Below are 22,960 nucleotides of genomic sequence, written 5' to 3' on the forward strand. Positions count from 1 at the left end.
ATTTTACGGAATAATTTTTGCTTACTTTGGAGATATCAAATGAGCGTAGAGCGTGATTTTAAGGTGCTTTGCGGTGAAAATTCTATCGTAATTAGCACTAGTGATGATGAGCTTTTTATGAGTCTTGCTAGCAAAATGCGTAGTTGCTTTGAGCGATCAATTGGTTCAAAACAAAAAATAATCGCATTTTATAATGTAAATGAACTAGTCCAAAGAAGATATTTTTTAAAACTAATCTCTAAAATTTTTGAGCGCATAAATTCTACTAACTTAGATTTTACAAACAGCCAAAATGCCGATATTAAGCTGGTATTTAAAAAGGCAAACTCAATTAAAATTTTAATAAATCTGCCTATGTATTTTGATAAAAATTCTGTAATCTTTGATGTAAAATTTGCCGATAATTTACTCAAAAAATACCTAGTAAAAATGATCGGTGCTAAGCACGATGGGCTTTCTCATATACTTCGCTTTATCATCGGCGATGCTAGCGAATTAGAACGCCTAAGCGATATAATCAGCTTTAAAGAGCATTTAAACTACACACTTAATTTTATTTACGATCAAAAAGCTTATGGTGAGTTTTGTAAGATCATCGGTACTATCGATAGTTGCGCGTATAAGCGCCGTTTTACTATGCTTGCTAGCTTGCTTGAAGAGCATTTTATTATGCTTGGTTGTAATTTAGATGATGGTTTTGAAACCGTACGCGCAAATTATTTGCATTTAAGCAAACTCTACCATCCAGATAGCGCCAATAAACTAAACGCCGATAACGCCAAGCTAAGAGAGAAATTTCAAGAAATAAATTTTGCCTACGAGGCCTTAAAGCCGTATTTTGCCGAACAAGATAAAATTTTTAAAGGCATAGCGTGAATTTAGGTGTAAATATCGATCATATTTGCGTTTTGCGCGCAGCTAGGGCGGTAAATGACCCTGATATCATCGCTGGTATGTATGAAGCAATTAGTGGCGGCGCTGATCAAATCACCGTGCATTTGCGCGAAGATCGCCGCCATATCGATGAAAACGATGCCTTAAACATCATAAAACTTTGTAAAGTGCCTGTAAATATTGAATGCAGCATTGAACCTAGCATAATTGATATAATCTGTAATTTACGCCCACAGCGCGCTACAATCGTGCCTGAGCGCAGAGCCGAGCTGACCACAGAGGGCGGATTAAACCTAAAAGCAAAAGGGCTAAAAGAGGCCATAAAAAAACTAAAAGAAAACGAAATTGAAATTTCACTTTTTATAGATCCGCTAAAAGACGCAATAGACGCCACAAAAGAGCTTGATTGCGATATAGTAGAGCTTCACACAGGCGCATACGCAAATGCTTTTTTAATGCTAAATAGCAATTTATCCCACACCAAATATTCTATCCCAAGCCTTGCTTGCCTTGATAAAAACGCGCTTAAAGCCAATCTCTTAAACGAGCTAGCAAATATACAAAACACCGCAATTTACGCAAATAAACACAACATCAAAGTAGCCGCTGGACACGGACTAAACTACCAAAATGTATGCCTAGTAGCGCAAATTCCGCAAATTTTTGAGCTAAATATCGGCCAAAGCATCATCGCGCGCTCTGTTTTTACTGGCTTAAACCTAGCCGTAAAAGAGATGAAAGCACTTTTGCGCGCGCATATTTAAAATTTATAAAACTTTATAAACTTAAAATTTATATTTAGCGCGCCATAATGAATTTTATAAGCCTTAATTTAAGCTAAAATTTTAAATAAGAGCTTATTTAAACGCCAAAAGCATAATTACAAGCTTTTTAGAGTTAAAAAATCAAATCTTTATAAACAATATCTTTTTAAAATTTCATCATACGCATCTATTCTGCGATCGCGTAAAAACGGCCACCATCTTCGCACATTCTCGCAGCGCGCCATATCGATTTCTACTACCTTGGCTAGCTCGCTACTTTCATCGCTCATAAAAAGCTCTTCACCTTGTGCGCCATAAACAAAGCTATTGCCCCAAAACAAAATGCCATCATCTTCATCTTTTGCGTATGGTGCGCTCTCAAAACCGATGCGGTTTATTGTGATAACAGGCAGTGAGTTTGCCACGGCATGCCCGCGCTGAACGGCTTTCCACGCGTTTAATTGCCTGATTTTTTCATCATCGCTATCATTTTTAAACCAACCTATTGCTGTTGGATATATCAGCATTTGCGCGCCTTTTAGCGCCATAATCCTAGCTGCTTCTGGATACCACTGATCCCAGCACACCAGCACGCCAAGACGCCCAGCGCTAGTATTTATCGGCTCAAAACCCAAATCACCTGGCGTGAAATAAAATTTTTCATAAAAATTTGGATCGTCTGGGATATGCATTTTGCGGTATTTGCCAGCGATTACGCCATTTTTTTCAAATACCACGGCACTATTGTGATAAAGCCCTGGCGCCCTTTGCTCAAATAGCGAAGTAACCAGCACTACGCCATATTTACAAGCCACTTCACCCCAAAACTTACAATCGCTCTCAAAATCTCTTGCAAGCTCAAAATTATCCACATTTTCATCTTGGCAAAAATATGGGCCTTGGTGTAATTCTTGTAAGCACACAAGTTGTGCGCCATCTAGTGCTGCTTTTTGTATTAAAGATAGCGTTTTTTTGATGGTTTCATCCTTGCTACCGCAATATTTATGGGCTATTAAAGCTACTTTCATTTTTATCCTTTTTGTTATTTTAAAGCCAAATTTTCAGCATAAAGTTCATCGGCACTATCATCATCTGTATCAAAATGTATTTCAAATATCCATTTTTGCTCGCCAAAAGTGCTTTTAATCTCATTTTCTATTTGTTTTGAAACCTCGTGCGCATTTAAAAGCAAAATATCAGGCACAAATTCTAAATGAACGCTTAAAATATTGATATTACCACTCTTTCGTGTGCGAAACGAGTGAAAATTGATTATCTCTTTTTTTTGTTTGATGATATCTAAAATTTGCTGAATTTCAGTTTGATTTAAGGCTTCATCAAGCAAATCATAAATGCTAGTTTTAGCCAAAGTGCCAGCCTTAAAAATAATATATGCGCTAAGTGCCAGCCCAAATAACGCATCTACTATCACAAAACCACTTATCCACACCAATAAAAGCGCAAGCAAAGTAGCAGCATTTGTAATGAGATCTGCTTCGTAATTTAGGGCATCGGCGCGAATTATTAGGCTTTGGTATTTTATGGCCGCACGGCGCAAATAAAGCACCAAACAAGCTGTAATTATGATAGAAATTATCATCACCAGCATACCAACGCCTAAATTTAGCTCTCTTGGCCTTATGAAATTTTCAATACTTGAATACGCCACAAATAGCCCAGCAGCAATTATTAGCAGGCTTTGAGTGAGCGCGCTTAATGCTTCTAATTTGCCAAAACCAAAATTAAACCTTGCATTTGGTGTGCTGCGAGATTTTTTAAGGGCAAAATAATTTATAATGCTAATTAGCGTATCGCTTAGGCTATCAGCTGCTGAGCTTAGCACAGCCACCGAACCACTAGCCAAACCAAAAACCAATTTAATCAAAGCCAGCGTGCTAGATGCGATGCCAGCTATTAATGGCGGAGTGATTTTATCTTTCATTTTAATGCTTTATTTAAAATTTTAAGGGCGCATTTTAGCAGATTTTTTATCATTTATGAACGTTTTTGATAATAAAATTTGTATTGAGAGCGTTTAAATTGTAATTTAATTTAATTTAATATTTTTAAATTTTAATTAAGCTAAAATTTAAAGCTTGCTTGGGTAAATACACTTAAATTTTAAAATTTTAAATACCGCATAACAACTTAAACCAATTAAACTTAAAATTTTAAGCAAAACCCGCATTATCATCTAAATCTTTTAAATCCTGGGCGCCGTTTTTAGCTAATTATGGCATTTGAGTTTTGGCATTAAATTCGACATTTTTTCTTATAAACTTATATTTATAAATACTTAAAGTTTCCAAAAAACCTTAACATCGCCAAAATGCTCTATTATTTTTTTGTTTGCCTTGAAATAAAATCTATAATCTTTGCTATCGACAATATAATATGTTTTTAATTTAAAACCATTGTAAATAAAAAATATTATTATAGCGATAATACGAACAATATTAAATTCTACAAATAAAAAAGCTTTGTATAAAATATTTAATTTTTCTTTACTTTTTAAAGAAGTCATCCCCCCGTAATATTGACAGTAAATATTATAAGGTTTTTCTATTTCTATTATGCTAAGTTGCCCTGATTTATCGTAGTATTCATGAATTATTTTGTTATTGTAAATTTTTGTATAAATTTTTTTGCGTTTTATTAAAGAGAAAATTTCATATAAACAATAAAAACAAGAAATCGAGCAAAATATAATTGCCGTTTTCTCATACCATCTTATTGCATCATTAAAATAAGAAATTAAAAACCAAATACTCGCAAAGAGAACAATTAATACAATCACTAAATGATTAACTTTTAAATGATTATTTTCTATAACTGCCAGACATTCAACATCATTGTTCATATTTTCGCCTTTTAGAATGTTTTAAAATTTCAACTATTAAAAACTAGAATTTGTAGCAGAGTTTTTTTAAAGGCTGTTTAAAAGACATCTGCTCTTTTTCTTCACCTTTTTGAACTGTATTAACAGCCGTTTTATAGCTTTCATTTGATAAAAAAGCTAAGTTTTTTACATTTTCTAATGTTGGTTTATTCATTGTTTTTACTCTTATTATTTTATTTTTCTATTTTCTATAAATGACATTAAGTAGTCACGACCTCTTTTGTTTCTGTTTATAGATCTATTGCAACTTCTGCTTACACCATTAATGCATCCAAGTGTGCTTGCATAGCTCCAAGGCTCCCAGTAAAATCCTACATATTTTTTATCTCCCTTACAATCAAAATCATCACAAGCATAAATATTCATTTTAGAGTAAGTAAAATTAAGAAATTTTTTTGTTTTTACTTTTTACCAAATCATAGAACACAAGCTCAGATAATATAAAACCTAAAATTAAAGCCATAGAAATAACTCCACCAAAAAAGAAGTTTGTAAATGTGTTTTTAAAACTTTTTAATGAACTTAAATAATCATATTTTTTTAGCACTTCTGCTTTTTCATTTTGTAATTGTTCAACCCTTTTCATGCTTGAAAAAGAATATTTTGAGGCATAAATTTTTACCCATTTTCCCATTACGCTATTATAAATTTTTTCATCTCTTTTGTGTATTTCAAAATGTTTTACATCTCCATTACTCTGTTCTAGCTTTAAAGTCCCAACGCCATTTTTTGTGCTATAACCAGCATATATAACTTTACCACTAAATTTATCCATTTTTTCAAGCGGTGTTCCATCAGGACTAGCCAACCATAACAAAAAAAGGCTACCAGCACATAATACAGCACAAAAAAAACTGCATAAACGAAATAATTCTCTTCTATTAGCCAAAAATTTTTGATAAATACTTTCGTTAATTTCAGCCAACTTTTCTTTTATTTTCATTTCAACTCTTTTAAATATTAAATTTTGGTAAAAATCATTGAATTTTAAACCAAACTCCGTATTCTAACTTTTTTGAGCTAAATTCTAGCTAGTAGCTAAATATGACTAAAATTATATTATTATGTAATTTAATAATTTTAAAAAATAAATTATATGATTTAAAAATAATACTACATAGATAAAAGGCTAAATTCTGAATTTAGCCCTCGCAGTTATTGGGGGGGGCGAAACGACCGAAGCAATCTCAGTAAGAAAATTTTAGAATTTAAAGAGCTAAATTCTAAAATTTAGAGTTTTAAAAAAGAGATTGTCCGCTTAAAGCGGACAATGACATAGAAATGGACGGATAATGACAGCGTGGGGCGAAATTCTAGAATTTAAAAAAATCGCAGTAGAGAAATATAAAAAAGCCCAAATTCTAGTTTAAAAGCCTTGCTTTATCCCTTAGTCTATAACTTTGCCCGCTAATGCTAATGATGTGGCTGTGGTGGATGAGCCTGTCTATGATGGCGCAAGTGAGGGTATCATCATCATTTAGCGCCATATTTACTTCTATATTCTTAGCATATTTATCTAATCTTGTGCTTACTAAAAGAGATTTTCCTAAATATAATTCATCATCATAATGCGTTACTTTTCCATTGTTGTAAAAAGGATTTGAGCCATCTAATTCATATCCATAGTTTTGGATTTCCCCAGTTTCTAAGTTTAAGTATTTAATCCAAACATGACCAGCCACCGATTCTTTGTCATCGTTTCTTAAAGCAACAGATGACTCAATGTTAGCAACAGCAATAAACTTAATTTCTTTCATTTTTTCTCCTTTTTACAAATTAAATAATCTAACACCAAAGCAATACAATATAGCTATGCTTATATAATAAATATAAAAGTTATATTCTAAACTTTCGTTATTTTTTAGCTTTTTTAAGCACTTATTAAAAAGCGAAAAAATACCAAAAACTATAATTATATATAAAATAATGCCAAAACCAAAAACGGCTGCTTTAAAAATATTTGATAAATTATTTAAAAGCAAAATAATTAACTTGTAAATACTAACAAAAACAATAGGTAAAACTATAAAAACACTAAAAGCGAGAAAAAGATTTTTCATCAAAATATCCTTTAATAAAAAGCTTTTACGGTTAGTTCAAATGTAAAAAATACCAAATCAGCAACGCAAAATAATAAAATAAAAATAAATAAATCAATAAAAATTGACTTTGATTTTTTAAGCTTGTCAAGGGTTTTGGTAAATAAAAATAAAAGTAAAAAAGGATATAAAACGCATAAAATGCTAACACCAAAAAAGCTTAAATATCTTTCAAGAAGCAAGGGATAATTTTGCAAGAAAAAAATTATTGAAAATTTTTGAATAATTGAATTAAACACAGAAAAAAATATGTATCCAAGAAAATAAGCAGAAAAAATAACCATAAAGGCATAAAAAGTCGCAGTAAAACTAACCAACACAAACAACACAATTTGCATATTTCTACTTTTAGCAAAAGAACATATTTTTAAATATTTTTCTCTCATTAAATCAATCCTTAATTCTAGAATTTAAGCAAAAAATCATTTTCTAAAACCAAAACCCGCATTCTAGCAAAAAGCTAGCTTTTTTTTAAGCTAAATTCTAGATAATCAATACAAGTATCTATGAAAAGATTATAATCATTTGGAAATTCTTCTAAATTCTCCCAATATTTGATGGCATTATTTCCATTTTCATAATCTAAAGCGAAAGGGCTAATAAGATCTGGCTTACCTATATAAGCCTCACTGTCGTGATGTACCACTTGCCCGTCGCCAAAAGCTTCTATATAAGATGATTCAAAACCAAAATTTTGAACCTCACCAGTTGATAAATTTACAAATTTAACATGCATATGACCAGCAGCTGATTTGCTAATATCTCCTTTTTTGTATGAGACTTTATCCTCTTGATAAACATATATTTTTTCTCTGCGCTCTATATTTACAACGCCAATAAAACCAATATTTGACATTTTTTCTCCTTTAATAATTTGGTATCAAAAGCTTTATATTGAAAACTGAAATAACAAAAAATAAAATAAAAAAAGATAAAAATAATAAATTAAAAAAAATATTTCTTTTTTTTATGAGTTTTTCAAAAGTTTTGTAATATAGGCAAATGCTTAAAAATGATCCAAATACATATAAAAATTGTTGAATACTTGGTAAATATAAGAAATATGATATTCCAAGAGCAAATACAACACAAACTAAATAAACAATAGAAACTAAAACAAACAAAATAATTTGCATATTTCTACTTTTAGCAAAAGAACATATTTTTAAATATTTTTCTCTCATTAAATCAATCCTTAATTCTAGAATTTAGCCAAAAAATCATTGTCTAAAAAACCAAAACCCGCATTTTGGCAAAGAACTTTTTAAAGCTAAATTCTAGTTAGAATATTACACACATTCTAGAATTTAGGCACTTATTTTTACACTATTTACACTAGAACTAATCTTAAATGAGCCAATTAAAATTTGCTTATTATCTTTATCTAGGGCTGTATTATCAGCCATAAATTCTAAATCTATGCTTTTAATATTATGCTCATTTAGAGTTTTTAGCTCATTTTTTTGGCTTATACCATCGCTGTTTTTATCTTGCCAAACTAAAATTTCATTAAAGGCTTTATCATTACTATCAAAAATGCCATCATTATTATCATCTAAATCTTTTAAAGCCTGGGCGCCGTTTTTAGCTAACTCGCCATTTTTTAGTTTTGTGAAGTTGCCAAATAATTCTGCTCCGCTAGTGATTTTACCATCACCATCTATATCTCTTGCTAAAATGCCATCACTACTATTTACCCAGCTTGATTTAAAAGCTACTTTATCACCATTGTGATCAAAAAATACGCCGTTTTCTAGGCTTAGAGTATCTATCTTGCCGTTACCATCAAGATCAAGAGCGATAGGGTCGTAAAGTGAGATATTCGCAGTATCTGCTAAATATTTAGCAAAATTTACAGAGCCATCTTCGTTAAAGTATTTTAAAGCACCAGCGAAATCCACATATTGCTTGTCTTTGTAGGCATTAGCAGTATCACTTATAAAGTCTTTTGGATCTAGCGGTGTCAATAACTCCTTAAAATCACTTAAAAATTTCTCTATCGTAGTGTTTTTATAGTAATTTGTAAATTGTTTTTCATCTGCTACTTTTTTTAAGCCGTCTAATACTTGATTTGCGTATTCTTCATCACTGCTTAATTTCTCCCAAAACTTCGCAGCAGCAGGAAAAGCTTTTTCAGAGTAATCAGCGAACGAAAAGTCTAGTTTGTCGGCTACGAAAGCACCAGAACTAGCACCTGCACCAATTAAATACTCTTTATTAGGTGAGAATTTTAACAACTTTAATGCTTTAGTAAAAGCAAACACATCAATAGTCGCACCTAGCATTTTGCCACTAATTTGTTGCCAATCTTTGCCATCCACAGCTTCTATAAAAGCCTGTAAGGGCTTAGCAGAACCTTTTAGTAAAGCCTTTACATTATCGCTTGCTAAAACAGCAAAATCAATTATGCCATCTTTTATAATCCCAGTAACAGTCAAAGTATCTTTTAAAAGATCAGGCACCTTATTTTTAGCCACCTCATTTGTGCTAAGAACATTACTCATTTTTTCTCCTTTATATTAAGTGTATTTTCCAAGAAAATTTTGTTTCGCCAAAAAACTCTTTTGTTTCATCTGTCATTTTTACAGAAAAAATATAATCATCATTTTCTATGATATAATATTTTTGAAGTTTAAATTTATTTATAGCAAATAAAACTAAAAATAATAACATACCAAGAGCCCAAAAAATCAGCCTAAAAGCATAATAAAGAATATTCTTTCCATCTTTAACTTTTTCTTTGGGCCAAATAGATTTAAAATACCAAGTAACTTTATATGGATTTTTTATCTCCCAGATTTTTACTTTATTATCTTCAAAAATGTAATCTCTAATTATTTTATCATTATAAATTTTTGTAAATAATTTAGGTGATTTTTTGACTTTAATTATTGAATAAATTGACATAAAAATTATACTAAGCCCAATAGCAACACCAGCCATAGGATAATGAGTTTTTCTCTCGCCAAAAGCATCTTCTAGGCCAATATAAATGACAGAAATACCAATAAGACACCAGACAAAGTCAAATAAAAATAAATGAAGTTGCTCTGTCTTTATTATCAATGGCTCTTTGTCATAGTCTCTCATTTTTACATCCTTTCATTTTTAAAATTTAAACCAAAAACTATAATTTTATCTTTTTATATAAAATAAAGCTCAATATATTACTTAAATTATATAATTTAAGTAATATATTTAAATATTTAAATTCTAAAATTTATCTTTTTAAATTCTAGAATTTAACCCACAGCAAATACACAAATGCTCAAAGTCTAAAATTCCTTAAATTCTAGAATTTAGGCACTTATTTTTACACTATTTACACTAGAACTAATCTTAAATGAGCCAATTAAAATTTGCTTATTATCTTTATCTAGGGCTGTGTTATCAGCCATAAATTCTAAATCTATGCTTTTAATATTATGCTCATTTAGAGTTTTTAGCTCATTTTTTTGGCTTATACCATCGCTGTTTTTATCTTGCCAAACTAAAATTTCATTAAAGGCTTTATCATTACTATCAAAAATACCATCATTATTATCATCTAAATCTTTTAAAGCCTGGGCGCCGTTTTTAGCTAACTCGCCATTTTTTAGCCTTGTAAAATTGCCAAATAATTCTGCTCCGCTTGTAATAGCCCCATCGCCATCTATATCTCTTGCTAAAATGCCATCACTACTATTTACCCAGCTTGATTTAAAAGCTACTTTATCACCATTGTGATCAAAAAATACGCCATTTTCTAGGCTTAGAGTATCGATCTTGCCATTAGCATTTAAATCAAGAGCAATAGGGTCGTAAAGTGAGATATTTAGCGTATCGCCATTATTTGACATTTTGGTATTTATTTCGTGTAGCTTATTTACAAGGTCGGTATAATCAGCACTAGGTAACTTCCTCCCACTCATTATAGAATCAAATGCTTTATCCAAAGCTCCACTCACGCTTTCTAGTGCTTTATCATACGCCGCACCAAGCGTATCTGCAAGCTCACTAAATGCTTTATTCATAGCACTTACACCATCGCTTATAGCAGTGCTACCTCCCATACCATAGGCGATAATGCCAGTGCCTACGCTAATCACACCAAGCCCAACACCCACAAGCCCAAGTGACACACCAGCCGCAGCAGTAGTACCTATCACGGCTGCTGTGCCAGCAGCTGAGGCAATCAAGCCAGTGGTATCGCTAATTACATTTAGAATTTCTTGATCTGTTATTTTATCTGTATCTTTTTTATTTTGAATTTTATTCCAGTTATTCCATAGGGAAACTGCGCCAACGCCTACACCGATACCAGGAAGCGGCTTTGCCAAACCCTCCACAATGCTATGCCCAAGCTTCGCAGTATCAATGGCTAAGTCTCTTAAATTATTAAGAGATGCCTCATCTTTCATCTTGGCTATATCTATATTTGTTCCTACAAAAGAGTTCATCATATTACCTATATTAAGCTCACCATCAATTTTTATTCTCAAAAGAGAATTTAAAATTTCATTAGCCATTTTTTACTCCTTGTTTTGATTTCTTATATTGTAGTCTAAGGTCATAAAAAAGTATTTGGATAAAAATAAAAGATAAAATCACATAAAAATAGAATAAAAATTCATCCAGAGTTCTTTTTGTTCTATTATTTATTTCTTTATTAAAATCATATTTTATTAAAATTTCACCTTCAATATTTTCGATTTGTTTTATAGTTGGTTCGCTTAAAAAAGTAGCCTCTGATGCATAAATTACAACCATTTTACCTTTTAAATTTTTATAAATTTCATCATCCCATGAAAATATACGAAATCGTTCCAAATCTCCATTATCTAGTTTTAAAATCAATGTTCCGTGTGTTACATCCTTTTTGCTATAACCATAAGAACTAACTTCCCCTTTTACTTTATAAAGGTATTCTAGTGGTTTTGGGAATGTTCTAATGGTATCGTATTCAAGAAGTAAAGGCCCAAATAACATTATTAATATAATGTAAGTTAATATATAAAATGTATTTTTATTTTTCTCAAATTTATCATCAAAATTTGTCTTAAAATTTGCTAACTTTTCTTTTATTTTCATTTTTAAACCTTTCAAAAAAGTAGTATTTATTTAAATAACTTATTAAATAAATATCATTTACTTATAGTTTTTTATAACTTTCTTTACTAAATTCTAGAATTTAAAGAATTTTATGTAAATTGTATAAATAAAATTTCAAATTTAAAATTCATCTAAAACCATTTTTCTAAAATAAAATCCGCATTCCAACTTTTTTAAGCTAAATTCTAGATAAATATTACACAAATTCTAGAATTTTATTAATTTATCTTTCTAAAAAAATATTTAAATATTTTTAAAGAATAAATTTACATATTTTAATATAAAATAAACCTCTAAATTCTAGAAATTTAACCCTCCAACAAATACACAAATGCCCAAATTCTAAAATTCCTTAAATTCTAGAATTTAAGCACTTATTTTTATGCTATTTACGCTAAAATCTATATCACTAGCCAGTGAGTTATCGCTATCATTTATAGCAAAGCTACCAACTAGAATTTGCTTATTATCTTTATCTAGGGCTGTATTATCAGCCATAAATTCTAAATCTATGCTTTTAATATTATGCTCATTTAGAGTTTTTAGCTCATTTTTTTGGCTTATACCATCGCTGTTTTTATCTTGCCAAACTAGAATTTCATTGAATGCTTTATCATTACTATCAAGTACACCTTTACCAAAATCTTCAATATGTTTTAAAAAATCCATTTTTTATCCTTTCTTTATTATTTTTTTATAAGGTTGAGCATACAGTGCAAAAATCTCGACGCAAAACCAAACTACAAATACAGCAAGACAAACATAGAGAAATAAATCTTGCTTACCAAAAAAAATTTTACAAATAAAATGAGATGAAACCAATATAATAGGCAACATCAATACATTTGATAAATTTTGCAGGTGACCTACAATCCAATATTTCTTATACTCTGCTCCACATTTAGGGCATTTTCTATCATAAGTAGGTAGCTCATCACGGAGTCCAAAACCCCAAAATTTTGGCTTTTTTCTAGGCGGTGCACCTATATCGCCGTTTTTTGGTATCTTTTGCCCACATTCGCAGTCTATATGAAATAAACTCATCTTATTTCCCCATTATGGCATTATCTATAAAATCTCTTGGAATACTAATGCTAGTGCCACGAAAGGCTATAACATATTTATTTGTTTCAGTGTTTTTAAACACAGTTCCACTAAAACCGCCACCATCCTCATTTGTTTGTTCCACTACTTGAAAACTAGAATTTGTGGTGTCGTTTGTGATTGTTTCACCTAAGTTAGGCAAATCATCTTTTTTATCTCCACCAACATTGCCATAACTAGCATTTGCTAGAAATGCTGAATTTTTTACTTCATTTAATGATATATTTTGATTTTTCATTTTATTTTCCTTTATTAAATTGCGGTAAATTTGAATATTCTACAAAATATTCAAATTTCGTTTTATATTGTTCTATGCTCCCCAAGCATCGCCCAACAAGATTGACACATCCGCCCCAAAAACTCCGTTCACTCCAAGGTTTCCACATATATCCTACATATTTTTTATCTCCTTTACAAGTAAAATCATCACAAGCAAAAATATTATATTTTGTATATTTAAAGTTAAGAAAATTCTTGCTTTCTTTTCGCTCAAAATTATCAAAATCTATATTATGCTTTCTACCAAAATTCTGCTTAGGATTTTCAATATACTCAAAATCATCATTAACTATTTCAAGCTTTACTGGCAAAAGATTTACTATTATTGTCTGTGGCACTTCTAACTGCCAAGTAAAGACCAAAATACACACACTAGACATTGCTAGTTTTACTTTTGTGAAGTTTGTAAAATACCCTTTTCTTTTAAGTATTAGTATTGATAAAATTATTACAGGCACGGCAAGAAATAAAGTAACCCCAAAGCCAAAATATAAAATAAGCAAAGTAAAAATCGCATAAAAAACCAAAAAGCTTATTTTTACGCTAAGATTTTTACTAAGATTTAGCACGCCAAAAAGCACATAAGCATACAAATAAGCAAGCAAAACACAAAAAGGCACAAACATAAGAATAATTATCAAAAAAATCATAAAATAAAATTCCTTTAAAAAAATTTTGTATTTTTTAATTATAAAATTCTAATTAATATTTTAAATAAGTCTTGTAAAAAAATCAATAATCTTGTGCTATTGTGCTAAGCTTGTTGTTTTAATTTTATTTGCTTATTTTGTAAAATATCTTAATTTTTGAATGTTGAATTTTAATTTTCTAAGCCATACTAAGTTTTCTCATATGATAGCGCAATTAGCTAGCTTTTATTTGCAGTTTTTATATTAAAAATTTTTTAAAATTTTAATATATTTTGATAAAGATTTGAAAATTTTAATTTTTAAAATTTTAAAAGATTTTAATAAAGAATTTGAAAATTTTAATGTTTAAAATTTAGAATTTTTAAAGAACTTTAAGCGTGCCAGATTTGCGCGATTAAATATAAAGTGTGTAATTAAATGTAAAATACGTGCCAAACATACAAGCGCGTTTAATTAAAGTGTGCCATAAATTAAAATGCGTAAATTTAAAATGCGTTAAATGTAAAGCACGCAATCAATAAAAATGCGCACTAAATTAAAGTGCGCCATTTACGCACTTTAATTAAGCTTATTTCACGATGATTTCGCCCTTAATCCCCTCAAATATGACAGCGCCAATGCCCTTAACCTTTTTAATATCATCAATCTCATTAAAAGGCCTAGCAGCAATGATAGCATCGGCTTTTGCTGAGCCTATGCCTTTTAGGCTCATTAGCTCTTCTTTGCTAGCCGTGTTGATATTTACAGCGCCAAACATAAGCCCAGCCAAAGCTAATAATAACACTAAAATCTTTTTCATATTTTCTCCTTTAAAAGCAAATTTTTAGAGTTAAAGGCGCGTATTTTAGCCATTTGTGTATAAATTATGGCTTAATAATACAGCATTTTTGTATTGTTTAGCCACTAATTTGCATTTATAGCAGTTTAACCAATAACCTAAAAGCACATCAATTTATCATTATTGCATCATCTGTGCTAAAAAATATTTGATTTTCAAGCTTTAAATAAGCTTTGTTTTTTAACTGCTCATATTCATCTTTGCTTAAAGTGCGACTATCGCTTTGGATTTGGTTTAAAATTTCTAAATCCGCTTTTTCTTGTGCTTTGTGTTCTTTTTTATTTGGCATTTTAACTCCTTTTATTTATTGTGATTTATTGCGTTGTTTTATAGTTATAATGCGAAGTTAAGTTTTATAAAATTTACATATTTAAAATAGATAATTTAGAAATTTGAATGTAGTTTTGAGATTTTAAAATTTGAGTGTAGTTTTACGATGTTAAAAATTTTGATAATTTTTTATTTTTAAAAATTTTAATATCAATTACAAACAAATTTTAATTTAAAAACTTAAATATAAATCAATATAAATTAAAAAAGATAAAAATTTTAATCTAAATAAAAAAGCAAGTAAAGCAAATAAAATTTTAGAATATAAATAAAAAAACCATAATAAAAATAAAAGATAATTTAAAAATAAACTTTGAATAAATTTTAACAAAGCCCGCAGCGACCTACTTTCCCGGTCCCAGTAAGAGATAGTATCATCAGCCATGACGAGCTTAGCTTCTTGGTTCGAGATGGAGCAAGGCGTTTCCTCGTCTGTATAGCCACGAGCATTGTTAAATAAAAAATCCTCTTGCAACTTTAATGTAAGATAAAATGCAATGATTTTTTATTTAACAATGCTATAAAGCTTTACATTGTAAAAGATACAAGCTTAATCAATTAACACTTCTAAGGATTTTATCCTTAACAAGGAAGTGATGCTTATAAAGATAAGCAAACGAGCTATTAGTACTGGTCAGCTAAATGGCTTTCACCACTTACACACCCAGCCTATCAAACGGATAGTCTTTCCGAGCTCTTAAAAGAAGATTCATCTTGGAGTTGGCTTCGAGCTTAGATGCTTTCAGCTCTTATCACATCCGAACTTAGCTACTCTGCGATGCTCTTGGCAGAACAACAGATACACCAGTGGTTCGTTCAACTCGGTCCTCTCGTACTAGAGTCAACTCTCCTCAATCTTCTTACGCCCACGGCAGATAGGGACCGAACTGTCTCACGACGTTCTGAACCCAGCTCGCGTACCGCTTTAAATGGCGAACAGCCATACCCTTGGGACCTGCTCCAGCCCCAGGATGCGATGAGCCGACATCGAGGTGCCAAACCTCCCCGTCGATGTGAGCTCTTGGGGGAGATCAGCCTGTTATCCCCGGGGTACCTTTTATCCTTTGAGCGATGGCCCTTCCACACAGAACCACCGGATCACTAAGACCGACTTTCGTCCCTGCTTGGCCTGTATGCCTCGCAGTTAAGCTGGCTTATGCCTTTATACACAACTTGCGATTTCCAACCGCAATGAGCCAACCTTTGTAAGCCTCCGTTACATTTTGGGAGGCGACCGCCCCAGTCAAACTACCCACCAGACATTGTCCTACTTGCGGATAACGCAAGCTAGTTAGCTACCCAAATAAGAAAGAGTGGTATCTCAACAATGGCTCCACTAGAACTGGCGTCCTAGCCTCAAAGCCTCCCACCTATCCTGCACATTCTTATCCAAGTAGCAGTGTCAAGCTATAGTAAAGGTCCACGGGGTCTCTCCGTCTTGCCGCGGGTAGGAGGAATTTTCACCTCCACTACAATTTCACTGGATCCCTCTTTGAGACAGCTCCCATCTCGTTACGCCATTCATGCAGGTCGGTATTTAACCGACAAGGGAATTTCGCTACCTTAGGACCGTTATAGTTACGGCCGCCGTTTACTCGGGCTTCGATCAAATGCTTCGCAGAGCTGACATCATCAATTAACCTTCGAGCACCGGGCAGGCGTCACACCCTATACATCCTCTTACGAGTTAGCAGAGTGCTGTGTTTATGGTAAACAGTCGGGAGGGACTCTTTGTTGTAACCTTCAATGCTTTGTGGAGTAAATCCACTAACAAAGTTAGGCACACCTTATACCGAAGATACGGTGCTATTTTGCAGAGTTCCTTAAAGAGAGTTCTTCCACGCGCCTTAGAATACTCATCCCACCCACCTGTGTCGGTTTACGGTACGGGCAATTATTGCTAAACTTAGAAACTTTTCTTGGCTCGATAGTATTATGGATTCTTAATCTACTCCGAAGAGCGTCATAAGCCTTTAAGATCTCGGATAAAAAATGGCGGATTTGCCTACCACTTAACCTACTTCCTTAGACTAGCACTTCCATCCGCTAGCTCCACTAACTTTAAGCGTCCTTCCATCGCACACAATAATTGGTATCGGAATATTAACCGATTTTCCATCGCATACCCCCTTTCGGACTTTGCTTAGGACCCGACTAACCCTACGATGACGAGCATCGCGTAGGAAACCTTGGGTTTACGGCGAAGGGGATTCTCACCCCCTTTTATCGCTACTCATGCCTGCATGCTCACTTCTATTTGCTCCAACGCTCCTTACCGGTACATCTTCAACGCTAAATAGAACGCTCTCCTACCGCTTGCACACAACTTAGATTATTTAGCAAAATTTTAAAATAAGAATATTTTTAAAATATTTTTAAAAATACTATTATTAAAATTTCAAATTTTAACTTTATAAATTTTAAAATTTAACCATAAATAAAAGTTAATTTATATAATCTAAGTTGTATGCAAGCCTAAAGCTTCGGTACTCATTTTAGCCCCGTTATATTTTCCGCGCAAAATCACTAGACCAGTGAGCTATTACGCTTTCTTTAAAGGATGGCTGCTTCTAAGCCAACCTCCTGGTTGTTTCAGTAACTTCACATCGTTTTCCACTTAAATGAGATTTTGGGACCTTAGCTGTTAGTCTGGGTTGTTCCCCTCTTGACGACGGATTTTATCACTCGCCGCCTGACTGCTGTGATTACATACTAAGTATTCGGAGTTTGATAGGGTTTGGTACATTGGTGTATGCCCTAGCCCATTCAGTGCTCTACCCCTTAGTATTACGACACAACGCTATACCTCAATATATTTCGGAGAGAACCAGCTATCACGATGTTTGATTGGCCTTTCACCCCTATCCACAAGTCATCAGGAGCTTTTTCAACAGCCGTCTGTTCGGTCCTCCACCGGCTCTTACACCGGTTTCAACCTGCTCATGGATAGATCACATCGTTTCGGGTCTGCAGCATCTGACTTAACGCCCTATTAAGACTCGCTTTCGCTACGGCTCCGGGTTTGCTTAACCTTGCCAGATACCACAACTCGCAGGCTCATTATGCAAAAGGCAGTCCATCACACTGATAAATCATAGTGCTCTGAATGATTGTAAGCAAATGGTTTCAGGTTCTATTTCACTCGGCTCACCGCCGTTCTTTTCACCTTTCCCTCACGGTACTTGTTCGCTATCGCTCTAGTAGTAGTATTTAGGGTTGGATAGTGGTCTACCCAGCTTCAAACAGGATTTCACGTGTCCCGTCCTACTCAGGATCCTGCTAAGTAAAACGAAGCTTTCATATACGGGAGTATCACCCTCTATGCTCAGGCTTTCCAGCCTATTCTATTAGCTAAGTTTAGTCTATATTGCAGTCCTACAACCCCACTAGCAAGCTAGTGGTTTGCCCTCTTACGCGTTCGCTCGCCGCTACTAGCGTAATCTCTATTGATTTCTTTTCCTTAGGGTACTTAGATGTTTCAGTTCCCCTAGTTCGCTCCACATTGGGTAAATGATATTACTATCATTTGGGTTGCCCCATTCGGAAATTCCCGGATCAAAGCTCCTTGACAGCTCCCCGAGACTTATCGCAGCCTGGCACGTCCTTCATCGCCTCTACTAGGCAAGGCATCCACCATTTGCTCTTAGTAGCTTACCTTTATTTGAATTACAAAATTGTGTATTCTAATGCATCACTTCCTTGTTAAAGATAAAAGATGATTTAAAATTTTAAATAAATTAGAAATTTTAAACTTTTATAATATTTAAACTTTAAACCCCAAGACGGAAAGCATTAACTGGCTTATTATAAAAATAATAAGTTTGGATAGTTAAACTTAAATTGCAAGAGTTTAATGCTTAAAGCTTTAACAAGTCCTGTAAAATTGTATTAAACTTGATTTCTTTTAACAATGATAATTTAAATAACGCTTAGACTAGAAAGTCTAATCAAAAAACTTTGATTTAAAATTTGGGTAAGTTTTTTGATTAGACTTTATGGTGGAGAATAGCGGGATCGAACCGCTGACCTCCTGCGTGCAAAGCAGGCGCTCTCCCAGCTGAGCTAATTCCCCATTGTCAATCTCTCAAACCTAAACAAGCTCTAATCAAGCTTAATGAATATCTTGTGAGAGAATATTCAAATGTACTCTAGAAAGGAGGTGATCCAACCGCAGGTTCTCCTACGGTTACCTTGTTACGACTTCACCCCAGTCGCTGATTCCACTGTGGACCATAACCAGTTTGGTATTTGGGCTTCGAGTGAAATCAACTCCCATGGTGTGACGGGCGGTGAGTACAAGACCCGGGAACGTATTCACCGTAGCATGGCTGATCTACGATTACTAGCGATTCCGGCTTCATGCTCTCGAGTTGCAGAGAACAATCCGAACTGGGACATATTTTATAGATTTGCTCCACCTCGCGGTATTGCGTCTCATTGTATATGCCATTGTAGCACGTGTGTCGCCCTGGGCATAAGGGCCATGATGACTTGACGTCGTCCACACCTTCCTCCTCCTTACGAAGGCAGTATATTTAGAGTGCTCAGCCGAACTGCTAGCAACTAAATACGTGGGTTGCGCTCGTTGCCGGACTTAACCGAACATCTCACGACACGAGCTGACGACAGCCGTGCAGCACCTGTCTCTAAGTTCTAGCAAGCTAGCACCCTCTTATCTCTAAGAGGTTCTTAGGATATCAAGCCCAGGTAAGGTTCTTCGCGTATCTTCGAATTAAACCACATGCTCCACCGCTTGTGCGGGTCCCCGTCTATTCCTTTGAGTTTTAATCTTGCGACCGTACTCCCCAGGCGGCATACTTAATGCGTTAGCTGAATTACTGCCCTAACTAGTAGAGCAACAACGAGTATGCATCGTTTAGGGCGTGGACTACCAGGGTATCTAATCCTGTTTGCTCCCCACGCTTTCACGCATTAGCGTCAGTTGAGTTCTAGCAGATCGCCTTCGCAATGGGTATTCTTCTTGATCTCTACGGATTTTACCCCTACACCAAGAATTCCATCTACCTCTCCCTCACTCTAGATTATCAGTTTCCCAAGCAGTTTAATGGTTAAGCCATTAGATTTCACAAAAGACTTGATAATCCGCCTACGCGTCCTTTACGCCCAGTGATTCCGAGTAACGCTTGCACCCTCCGTATTACCGCGGCTGCTGGCACGGAGTTAGCCGGTGCTTATTCCTTTGGTACCGTCAAAATTCTTCCCAAAGAAAAGGAGTTTACGCTCCGAAAAGTGTCATCCTCCACGCGGCGTTGCTGCTTCAGGCTTTCGCCCATTGAGCAATATTCCCTACTGCTGCCTCCCGTAGGAGTCTGGACCGTGTCTCAGTTCCAGTGTGACTGATCATCCTCTCAGACCAGTTAAGCGTCATAGCCTTGGTGAGCCATTACCTCACCAACTAGCTGATACTATATAGTCTCATCCTACACCGAAAAACTTTCCCGCTCTAACTTGTGTTAAAGCGGAGTATAGAGTATTAGCAGTCATTTCTAACTGTTGTCCTCTTGTGTAGGGCAGATTAACTATACCTTACTCACCCGTGCGCCACTAACTCATAAGAGCAAGCTCTTACTTGTCCGTTCGACTTGCATGTATTAGGCACGCCGCCAGCGTTCACTCTGAGCCAGGATCAAACTCTCCATAAAAATGAAAGTTTAATCTAAAAACTAATTTAGAAATGTAAAATAATTTTAGTCATATAAAATGACTGGCTCAATTAGATCACTTGTTTAGATTTCAAAGATTGACTTTGTTGTAAAAAACAATTTAAAATTAAAAAAACACGCTCAAAGCACGATATAATCAGTGTTTCAAGCACCTTGCTCCGTTAAGCAAGAGCGAAATTATACAAGCGCTAGGCTTAAATAATGCTTAAAGATATAAAAAAAATTGAAAACTTTTATAAAATTTTTGTAAAAACTCATAAAAATACCAAATATGCGCCTTTAATAAGAATATTTTACGGCTAGTATTATTGATATACATAAAATTTCTATATAATATATAGAAAGACTTTAAATAAAATTTCAAATATAAAAGCAGTAAATTTTAAAATCAACTATTTTAGCTATAATTCACGCCTTATTTTAACAAGAGAATAAACGATGCAAAATTATATAGAAATTTTACGCCAAAATGGACTTTTACGCGAGATCAACACCCCCTGCTCTACCGAGCTTGAAATAGCGCATTTAAGCTACTTAGAGGTTAAAAAGCCCCATTCCAAAGCCCTGCTTTTTACAAAACCAGTAGATAAAAATGCCAAGCCCTTTAATTATCCGGTTTTAACAAACTTATTTGGTTCGCAAGATGCCTTAGAGCTTATTTTTGGTAAAAATCCAGATAGTATTGCTGATGAAATTTCAAAACTTTTAATGCCTAAAAAACCAATAACAATAAAAGAAAAAATCAACCTTTTTTCACAAATTTTAAATCTCAAATCCCTACTCCCAAAACGCCTAAAATCTCGTGGAATTTGCCAAGAAATTACGATGCCAACATGCGATTTAAGCGCACTTCCTATCTTAAAAACTTGGGAAAAAGATGCTGGGCCTTTCATCACGATGGGGCAAGTTTATACAAAATCGCTTGATGGCAAATTTCAAAATGTAGGCATGTATCGCTTACAAATGCATTCAAACGATGAATTAGGCATGCATTGGCAAATCCACAAAGACGGAGCGCATTTTTTTCACGAATACAAAAAAGCAGGCCGTAAAATGCCCGTATCTGTGGCTATTGGCGGTGATCCGCTCTACATTTGGTGTGCGCAAGCCCCACTACCTAAAAATATTTTTGAGCTAATGCTTTATGGTTTTATTCGCAAGCAAAACGCAAGGCTTGTAAAATCGCTAACAAATGATATTTTTGTGCCTTATGATGCTGATTTTATTATCGAAGGTTTTGTGGATACTGATTTTATGCTTGAAGGACCTTTTGGCGATCATACCGGCTTTTACACGCCACAAGAGCCTTTTCCTGTGATGAAAGTTAGTGCTATCACACATAAAAAAAATCCAGTTTTTTATGCTACGGTAGTTGGTAAGCCGCCACTTGAAGATAAATATTTTGGCGGGGCTACTGAGCGTGTGTTTTTGCCATTATTTCGCACCACAGCGCCAGATCTGCTTGATTATAAAATGCCAGAAAATGGCGTTTTTCATAACTTAATTTTGGCTAAATTTAATAATCTCTACCCAGGACATGCAAGCCAGCTAATGCACGCATTTTGGGGCGTTGGACAAATGAGCTTTGTTAAACACGCGCTTTTTGTGCCAAAAAATGCGCCAAAGCTAGATGATTACCCTGCTCTTGCGCGCTTTGTGCTAGATCGCCTAAGCCCGCGCGCTTTAATGCTAAGTAGCGGAGTGTGCGATCAATTAGATCACGCTAGCCCAAATGCTTGCTATGGCGGTAAATTAGGCATTGATGCTAGCGTAAATTATGCGCCAAAGGCACCAGAAATTTTAAATGATAGCGAGCTTTTAGCCAAATTTCAAAGCGTAAATAGCGGGATTTTGGCCATCAAGCAAATATTTTGCGATACAAAAAATCCCATAACTTATATAAAATTTGCCAAAAATGCCCTTGTGCGCGATGTTTTTAAAGCCTTGCTTAGCTTTAAAGCGCATTTTAAAATTTTAATATTTTTAGATGAACGAGCCAGGCTAGATAATGATTATATGAATGTTTGGCGTATCACAAATAATATCGATGCCCTGCGCGATATTTTTATAGACGGCGAGCAAATTTGCATAGACGCAACCAGCAAAAGCGAACTTGAAAACTACCCTAGAAAATGGCCAGATGAAACTAATTGCACGCATTCTGTGATAAATGAGCTAATCAAAAAAGGCCTGCTAGAAAATGATTTAAAATTTTTTGAAAAATATGAAATTTTTGGCTAGCTACTTTAAAGTGAAATTTTAAAATTTTAAAAGCTCAACTCTTAAAAATTTTAAACTTATAAACCTAACTTAGTTAGGTTTATAAGT

Annotated in this window: 21 protein-coding genes, 1 tRNA gene, 3 rRNA genes and 1 pseudogene; 3 read left to right on the forward strand and 23 right to left on the reverse strand. The window is 33.8% G+C overall.

What is annotated here, in order from left to right; all coding sequences use genetic code 11:
• Window positions 1-39: 39 nt before the first annotated feature.
• Window positions 40-876: a J domain-containing protein gene (locus tag CINF_RS04420; RefSeq protein WP_179975887.1), complete on the forward strand. Its 837-nt coding sequence runs from the start codon at window positions 40-42 to the stop codon at window positions 874-876.
• Window positions 873-1,658, forward strand: coding sequence for a pyridoxine 5'-phosphate synthase (locus tag CINF_RS04425; protein ID WP_179975888.1), 786 nt, complete (start codon window positions 873-875; stop codon window positions 1,656-1,658). The genes CINF_RS04420 and CINF_RS04425 overlap by 4 nt, the downstream gene beginning before the upstream one ends.
• Window positions 1,659-1,807: 149 nt before the next feature.
• On the opposite strand, the gene CINF_RS04430 is transcribed toward CINF_RS04425, so the two are convergent.
• The 23 genes and pseudogenes from CINF_RS04430 to CINF_RS04540 all read right to left on the reverse strand — a co-directional run bounded on the left by CINF_RS04430 (window position 1,808) and on the right by CINF_RS04540 (window position 20,611).
• Window positions 1,808-2,686, reverse strand: a complete 879-nt coding sequence (locus CINF_RS04430) for a carbon-nitrogen hydrolase (RefSeq protein WP_179975889.1) — start codon at window positions 2,684-2,686, stop codon at window positions 1,808-1,810.
• 14 nt (window positions 2,687-2,700) lie between these two features.
• The gene (locus CINF_RS04435; RefSeq protein WP_179975890.1) at window positions 2,701-3,600 is read right to left on the reverse strand and encodes a cation diffusion facilitator family transporter; all 900 of its coding nucleotides are present in this window, start codon (window positions 3,598-3,600) and stop codon (window positions 2,701-2,703) included.
• Window positions 3,601-3,954: 354 nt separating this feature from the next.
• Window positions 3,955-4,518, reverse strand: a complete 564-nt coding sequence (locus tag CINF_RS04440) for a hypothetical protein (RefSeq protein WP_179975891.1) — start codon at window positions 4,516-4,518, stop codon at window positions 3,955-3,957.
• Between the two features lie 43 nt (window positions 4,519-4,561).
• Complete coding sequence (locus CINF_RS04445) at window positions 4,562-4,711, reverse strand: hypothetical protein (RefSeq protein WP_179975892.1); 150 nt, start codon at window positions 4,709-4,711, stop codon at window positions 4,562-4,564.
• Window positions 4,712-4,939: 228 nt separating this feature from the next.
• Window positions 4,940-5,500, reverse strand: coding sequence for a hypothetical protein (locus CINF_RS04450; RefSeq protein WP_179975893.1), 561 nt, complete (start codon window positions 5,498-5,500; stop codon window positions 4,940-4,942).
• A gap of 418 nt (window positions 5,501-5,918) precedes the next feature.
• Window positions 5,919-6,041, reverse strand: a pseudogene (locus CINF_RS08960) (ATP-binding protein); the annotation flags it as partial.
• Window positions 6,042-6,326: 285 nt separating this feature from the next.
• Window positions 6,327-6,617 (reverse strand): hypothetical protein, encoded by a 291-nt coding sequence (locus tag CINF_RS04460; RefSeq protein WP_179975894.1) that lies wholly within the window; start codon window positions 6,615-6,617, stop codon window positions 6,327-6,329.
• Window positions 6,618-7,116: 499 nt separating this feature from the next.
• Complete coding sequence (locus CINF_RS04465) at window positions 7,117-7,512, reverse strand: hypothetical protein (RefSeq protein WP_179975895.1); 396 nt, start codon at window positions 7,510-7,512, stop codon at window positions 7,117-7,119.
• Between the two features lie 10 nt (window positions 7,513-7,522).
• Window positions 7,523-7,840, reverse strand: coding sequence for a hypothetical protein (locus tag CINF_RS04470; RefSeq protein ID WP_179975896.1), 318 nt, complete (start codon window positions 7,838-7,840; stop codon window positions 7,523-7,525).
• 123 nt (window positions 7,841-7,963) lie between these two features.
• Window positions 7,964-9,160, reverse strand: a complete 1,197-nt coding sequence (locus CINF_RS04475; RefSeq protein ID WP_179975897.1) for a hypothetical protein — start codon at window positions 9,158-9,160, stop codon at window positions 7,964-7,966.
• A gap of 10 nt (window positions 9,161-9,170) precedes the next feature.
• Window positions 9,171-9,746, reverse strand: a complete 576-nt coding sequence (locus tag CINF_RS04480) for a hypothetical protein (protein WP_179975898.1) — start codon at window positions 9,744-9,746, stop codon at window positions 9,171-9,173.
• A 209-nt stretch (window positions 9,747-9,955) separates the two neighbouring features.
• On the reverse strand, window positions 9,956-11,164 hold the full coding sequence (locus CINF_RS04485) for a hypothetical protein (RefSeq protein WP_179975899.1): 1,209 nt from the start codon (window positions 11,162-11,164) through the stop codon (window positions 9,956-9,958).
• Window positions 11,157-11,726 (reverse strand): hypothetical protein, encoded by a 570-nt coding sequence (locus CINF_RS04490; protein ID WP_178697451.1) that lies wholly within the window; start codon window positions 11,724-11,726, stop codon window positions 11,157-11,159. Before CINF_RS04490 ends, CINF_RS04485 begins: the two co-directional genes overlap by 8 nt.
• 387 nt (window positions 11,727-12,113) lie before the next feature.
• Entirely contained in the window at window positions 12,114-12,416 is a 303-nt protein-coding gene (locus tag CINF_RS04495; protein WP_179975900.1) for a hypothetical protein, read from the reverse strand.
• Between the two features lie 3 nt (window positions 12,417-12,419).
• Complete coding sequence (locus CINF_RS04500; protein ID WP_179975901.1) at window positions 12,420-12,791, reverse strand: hypothetical protein; 372 nt, start codon at window positions 12,789-12,791, stop codon at window positions 12,420-12,422.
• A 1-nt stretch (window position 12,792) separates the two neighbouring features.
• Window positions 12,793-13,089, reverse strand: a complete 297-nt coding sequence (locus CINF_RS04505; protein WP_179975902.1) for an alpha/beta hydrolase family protein — start codon at window positions 13,087-13,089, stop codon at window positions 12,793-12,795.
• 1 nt (window position 13,090) lies between these two features.
• Window positions 13,091-13,780 (reverse strand): hypothetical protein, encoded by a 690-nt coding sequence (locus CINF_RS04510; protein WP_179975903.1) that lies wholly within the window; start codon window positions 13,778-13,780, stop codon window positions 13,091-13,093.
• A gap of 568 nt (window positions 13,781-14,348) precedes the next feature.
• Complete coding sequence (locus tag CINF_RS04515; RefSeq protein ID WP_179974642.1) at window positions 14,349-14,579, reverse strand: ComEA family DNA-binding protein; 231 nt, start codon at window positions 14,577-14,579, stop codon at window positions 14,349-14,351.
• 148 nt (window positions 14,580-14,727) lie between these two features.
• Entirely contained in the window at window positions 14,728-14,907 is a 180-nt protein-coding gene (locus CINF_RS04520; protein WP_179974643.1) for a hypothetical protein, read from the reverse strand.
• Window positions 14,908-15,279: 372 nt separating this feature from the next.
• Window positions 15,280-15,396, reverse strand: a 5S ribosomal RNA gene (rrf, locus tag CINF_RS04525).
• A gap of 156 nt (window positions 15,397-15,552) precedes the next feature.
• A 23S ribosomal RNA gene (locus CINF_RS04530) occupies window positions 15,553-18,605 on the reverse strand.
• Window positions 18,606-18,944: 339 nt separating this feature from the next.
• Window positions 18,945-19,020: transfer RNA gene (locus CINF_RS04535), tRNA-Ala, on the reverse strand.
• Window positions 19,021-19,100: 80 nt separating this feature from the next.
• Window positions 19,101-20,611: ribosomal RNA gene (locus CINF_RS04540) — 16S ribosomal RNA — on the reverse strand.
• The 16S, 23S and 5S rRNA genes sit together here with 1 tRNA gene alongside, the layout of an rRNA operon.
• Before the next feature lie 459 nt (window positions 20,612-21,070).
• Here CINF_RS04540 and CINF_RS04545 point away from each other — a divergent pair.
• A complete protein-coding gene (locus CINF_RS04545; RefSeq protein ID WP_179974644.1) occupies window positions 21,071-22,873 on the forward strand; it encodes a menaquinone biosynthesis decarboxylase in 1,803 nt (600 codons plus the stop codon).
• Window positions 22,874-22,960 lie beyond the last annotated feature (87 nt).

The organism is Candidatus Campylobacter infans (assembly GCF_013416015.1).
GTDB classification, from domain to species: domain Bacteria; phylum Campylobacterota; class Campylobacteria; order Campylobacterales; family Campylobacteraceae; genus Campylobacter; species Campylobacter infans.

Excerpts from the sequence above, each read along its gene's own strand:
- CINF_RS04465 (WP_179975895.1), bottom strand. The coding sequence starts at position 7,512 with ATGTCAAATATTGGTTTTATTGGCGTTGTAAATATAGAGCGCAGAGAA.
- CINF_RS04450 (WP_179975893.1), bottom strand. The coding sequence starts at position 5,500 with ATGAAAATAAAAGAAAAGTTGGCTGAAATTAACGAAAGTATTTATCAA.
- CINF_RS04490 (WP_178697451.1), bottom strand. The coding sequence starts at position 11,726 with ATGAAAATAAAAGAAAAGTTAGCAAATTTTAAGACAAATTTTGATGAT.
- CINF_RS04545 (WP_179974644.1), top strand. The coding sequence starts at position 21,071 with ATGCAAAATTATATAGAAATTTTACGCCAAAATGGACTTTTACGCGAG.
- CINF_RS04475 (WP_179975897.1), bottom strand. The coding sequence starts at position 9,160 with ATGAGTAATGTTCTTAGCACAAATGAGGTGGCTAAAAATAAGGTGCCT.
- CINF_RS04500 (WP_179975901.1), bottom strand. The coding sequence starts at position 12,791 with ATGAGTTTATTTCATATAGACTGCGAATGTGGGCAAAAGATACCAAAA.
- CINF_RS04440 (WP_179975891.1), bottom strand. The coding sequence starts at position 4,518 with ATGAACAATGATGTTGAATGTCTGGCAGTTATAGAAAATAATCATTTA.
- CINF_RS04460 (WP_179975894.1), bottom strand. The coding sequence starts at position 6,617 with ATGAAAAATCTTTTTCTCGCTTTTAGTGTTTTTATAGTTTTACCTATT.
- CINF_RS04515 (WP_179974642.1), bottom strand. The coding sequence starts at position 14,579 with ATGAAAAAGATTTTAGTGTTATTATTAGCTTTGGCTGGGCTTATGTTT.
- CINF_RS04520 (WP_179974643.1), bottom strand. The coding sequence starts at position 14,907 with ATGCCAAATAAAAAAGAACACAAAGCACAAGAAAAAGCGGATTTAGAA.
- CINF_RS04510 (WP_179975903.1), bottom strand. The coding sequence starts at position 13,780 with ATGATTTTTTTGATAATTATTCTTATGTTTGTGCCTTTTTGTGTTTTG.
- CINF_RS04445 (WP_179975892.1), bottom strand. The coding sequence starts at position 4,711 with ATGAATAAACCAACATTAGAAAATGTAAAAAACTTAGCTTTTTTATCA.
- CINF_RS04485 (WP_179975899.1), bottom strand. The coding sequence starts at position 11,164 with ATGGCTAATGAAATTTTAAATTCTCTTTTGAGAATAAAAATTGATGGT.
- CINF_RS04435 (WP_179975890.1), bottom strand. The coding sequence starts at position 3,600 with ATGAAAGATAAAATCACTCCGCCATTAATAGCTGGCATCGCATCTAGC.
- CINF_RS04495 (WP_179975900.1), bottom strand. The coding sequence starts at position 12,416 with ATGGATTTTTTAAAACATATTGAAGATTTTGGTAAAGGTGTACTTGAT.
- CINF_RS04480 (WP_179975898.1), bottom strand. The coding sequence starts at position 9,746 with ATGAGAGACTATGACAAAGAGCCATTGATAATAAAGACAGAGCAACTT.
- CINF_RS04470 (WP_179975896.1), bottom strand. The coding sequence starts at position 7,840 with ATGAGAGAAAAATATTTAAAAATATGTTCTTTTGCTAAAAGTAGAAAT.
- CINF_RS04505 (WP_179975902.1), bottom strand. The coding sequence starts at position 13,089 with ATGAAAAATCAAAATATATCATTAAATGAAGTAAAAAATTCAGCATTT.
- CINF_RS04430 (WP_179975889.1), bottom strand. The coding sequence starts at position 2,686 with ATGAAAGTAGCTTTAATAGCCCATAAATATTGCGGTAGCAAGGATGAA.
- CINF_RS04420 (WP_179975887.1), top strand. The coding sequence starts at position 40 with ATGAGCGTAGAGCGTGATTTTAAGGTGCTTTGCGGTGAAAATTCTATC.